Source organism: Bacillota bacterium (assembly GCA_040754675.1).
GTDB lineage: Bacteria > Bacillota > Limnochordia > Limnochordales > Geochordaceae > Geochorda.
Map to the genome: position 1 here is coordinate 1 of JBFMCJ010000494.1, position 2,998 is coordinate 2,998.

Annotated in this window: 4 protein-coding genes; all 4 read right to left on the reverse strand. The window is 65.8% G+C overall.

Annotation, left to right across the window (positions count from 1 at the left end; all coding sequences use genetic code 11):
- Positions 1-267: DUF4058 family protein (locus tag AB1609_19625; protein MEW6048654.1), on the reverse strand; the 267-nt coding region annotated here is incomplete at its 3' end.
- A complete protein-coding gene (locus AB1609_19630) occupies positions 221-1,180 on the reverse strand; it encodes a hypothetical protein (protein MEW6048655.1) in 960 nt (319 codons plus the stop codon). The genes AB1609_19630 and AB1609_19625, both read right to left, overlap by 47 nt.
- 817 nt (positions 1,181-1,997) lie before the next feature.
- Complete coding sequence (locus AB1609_19635; protein MEW6048656.1) at positions 1,998-2,474, reverse strand: HEPN domain-containing protein; 477 nt, start codon at positions 2,472-2,474, stop codon at positions 1,998-2,000.
- Positions 2,461-2,799: a nucleotidyltransferase domain-containing protein gene (locus AB1609_19640; protein MEW6048657.1), complete on the reverse strand. Its 339-nt coding sequence runs from the start codon at positions 2,797-2,799 to the stop codon at positions 2,461-2,463. The genes AB1609_19635 and AB1609_19640 overlap by 14 nt, the downstream gene beginning before the upstream one ends.
- Positions 2,800-2,998: the final 199 nt, after the last annotated feature.

The following is a 2,998-nucleotide window of genomic DNA, read 5'->3' on the forward strand; positions in this document are numbered from 1 at the left end:
ACGCATCTCCCTGGGAACCGGCACAAGCACTGTCTGCGCTCCGTCCGGAGCGGGCGTTTGGTTGCCGGCTCTGTAGATAGCCGCCGCTTCCGACGCCTGGCCGGTCGCAACATGTCCGACGGCCAGGTCCGGGTACACGAAGTACGGATCGTCATACGTCGTCAGATAGACCCGTTCGTCCACCGCCACGTAGTACTTCGGCGGCAGCCTCGCGCCCAAGTCATCGTGCAGCGCCACAATCAGGAGCCGGTGGACGTGCGGCCACAACGTCGGGTCCTCCAAATACGGATCCATCCCCGGAAACGGCGACGGCACGGCTCTCTGCCTCCCCCCGGGCCCGTTGCGCCGACCCTGCCGATGCGGGAGGTTCGCAGGCGAGAACTGGGGATCCTTCACGCTGTGATTCTCCGGACCTCATGTCGGCGTTTGAATGCGTCCGCCAGCGGGGGTTACGGGCCGGTGGGGTCACCAGCAGGTTGTCGAGGCGCGCCCCCTCCGCCAGGCCGCCCGGGTTGGATACCTCGATCTGTTCCCGGTGCCACTGGACGTACACGGCACCGGGGCGCGCGTAAGCCCGGTGGGGGAGAGCGTTGTGAACGGCCTCCCGAAAGCACCGTTCATCGTACTTGGGCACCGGCACGCGGTAGGGCCCGTCCTGCAGCTCGTGCTCCCGCCGGCGGGCCGCAAAGCGGGCAGCGAGCTCTTCGGAGAGCCGGATGAGCGACCACCGGAAAAACTCGTTGACCTCGACCCGCGTCCCCGCCAGTACCTGGAAGGCCACCTCGTGCGTGGGCACCCACCGGGCAAGCGTCTCTTCGCGCCCGAAAACGAGCATGCCCGCCACGGTGACCCGGCGAACCTCGCCGTTGGCCTCCACCGCCCCGAGCGCCTTGGCCATTTCCTGGTCGTCCAGCGCCAGGAGCAGCGAGTCGCGGCGGTAGCGGCGGATCACCTGGCGAGCCCGTTCGAACTCCAGCGGGTTGAGGTCGTCCCAGCTGGCACCCGGCACTAGAAGAGCCGTGTAATCGTACCCCCACACGCAGTCAAGTCTGAGATACGCCGCGCAGTGCCCGGCCTGGGAACGGATGCGACCGCTGTGGGAGTAGGTGGATGGGTGCAGGAGGTCGATTTCGAGCCAGTACGCGGCAGCCGTCGTGACCACCACCGGCCCCAACGTCACCTGCCCGTAGGCAGCAGTTGCGGCGTGTAAGGCTCCACCGGCGCCAGCGCCCTTCCCAGCAGGAAAATGCGCCTCTGGTAAGGCTCGACGGGGCTGAAGCTCGCAGACGGTTGACGAACCCTGCGAGCTCTCTGCGCAGCAGCATCTCCTGCACATCGCGCAGCAAGTTGCGCTCACCAGGGCGGCATCCCGGGTAGTCCGCCTGCTTCGCCCGCTCCAATACATGTTCGGGCAGCTTCCGGTGGCCGGTTTCGTGCTGAGCTCCCGCATGGGCATCGGACGCAGGCGGTTCGACGACCCGGTCGCCTCCGTGCCATGATGCACGAGCGCCTCCACAGGCAACTGGCGGCCCTGCAGCTGGTAGCCTGCTCATCGGGGTGGGCGCCCGCCTATTCAGGCGCCTGCAGGCTCCGCCGGTGAACGAGCAGCGACCCCGCCATCAGGTCGTGCAGTCCACGCTTATCCTCACAAAACCCCACCATGGGCCGGCGGTATGCCAAGAGCCAGGGAGTTGATGAGCTTGCCCCTGAGTACCTCGGCAAGCAGCGAGCTCGCCCAGGCGCTACACATCAACGGCGACTTTCTCGGACCGTCCCAAGACCCGGGCGAAGACCTCTCGGTAGGCGTCGGGGGTGGTCACTCGGTCGTAGGGCGCGACGTGGGGGAGAGCGGGAATGCGGATTCTGTTACGGGCGACCGTGGCCAGGTTGTCGAGGGAGCACGCGCAGCGCCGTTGTCAGGTCTTAAGGCTGCCAGTCGGAGTCACGCGACGGCGACTGACGACCCGGAGGAGAAACGGGAAGACCGGCCGCGCCGCTCACATGGGCGGCTGACCGGGTTCCCCGCCAGTCGGGAATGCTCGTTGTGGCGACGGCGGCTGAGATGATGGTGACTCGCAAGGCAGCCGAGCGCGTATCCCCTCATAGACTTCGCGAGCAGTGCCCAGTGCCTGCTCCGCTTCTTCCAAGCTGGGCTCTTCCGGCTCACCTGGATAGCGGAACTTCCACGCGTACTCTGTGAGCGGGGCTCCCTTACGGAAAAGCGGCTCCATGTCCGGCGCGAGTTGGGCGCACTGCTCACCCAGTTCGACCAAACTGTGCGTCTTCCGGAAAGGCTTGTCGTGCCAGGCCAGGAAAGCCTTCAGGGCCTTTTCCACCATCTGCTGAGCGTGGAACACGATGTCCGAGGTCACGGGAGGATCGGCTGACCGTGCGACTTCCGCTGCCCGCAGATCCATCGCAGCTTTCGCTAACCATGCCTTCATCTCAGCAAACCTCTGGTCATCCACGCTCATACACGACCTTGCCCTCTCTCACCACCGTGCCGGGCAGCGAGGAGCGAAGATGGACTCGACTGTCGAACGCTGACAGAGTCCAAACCAACACGTCCGCCGCGGTGCCCGTGCCCCAGAGGCGTTCGTATGCGAGCTGGCTACGCCGTCGTTCGCGAGGAGCATCGTCGCTGACCAGTACCAGCAGGTCATAGTCGCTATCCGGGCCGGCATCTCCCCGTGCGCGGGACCCAAACAGATAGATGCGGATCGGCTCGTACGCCTGCACGAGCCGGTGTACCACCTCCGCCAGAACCGGATCCCTGAGGCTGTCGTCGACCGCTTGCATTGCCACCACACTGCCTGCCGCGCCGGCCGCTCGTTCCTACCCCATTGTGGGGCCAACAGGCCTGGCGGTCAACCGTGCGCCCCGCCTCCCAGAGGTTGAGCCAGTGTTTGGCGGTAAGCCCTTCTGCGCGTTCCCGGTTGTAGTCCCGTGGTCAAGGCGCGCTCGTACGTCGTTAAAAACGCTTTAATCTTTCCAAGTT

Excerpts from the sequence above, each read along its gene's own strand:
- AB1609_19635 (MEW6048656.1), bottom strand. The coding sequence starts at position 2,474 with ATGAGCGTGGATGACCAGAGGTTTGCTGAGATGAAGGCATGGTTAGCG.
- AB1609_19640 (MEW6048657.1), bottom strand. The coding sequence starts at position 2,799 with ATGCAAGCGGTCGACGACAGCCTCAGGGATCCGGTTCTGGCGGAGGTG.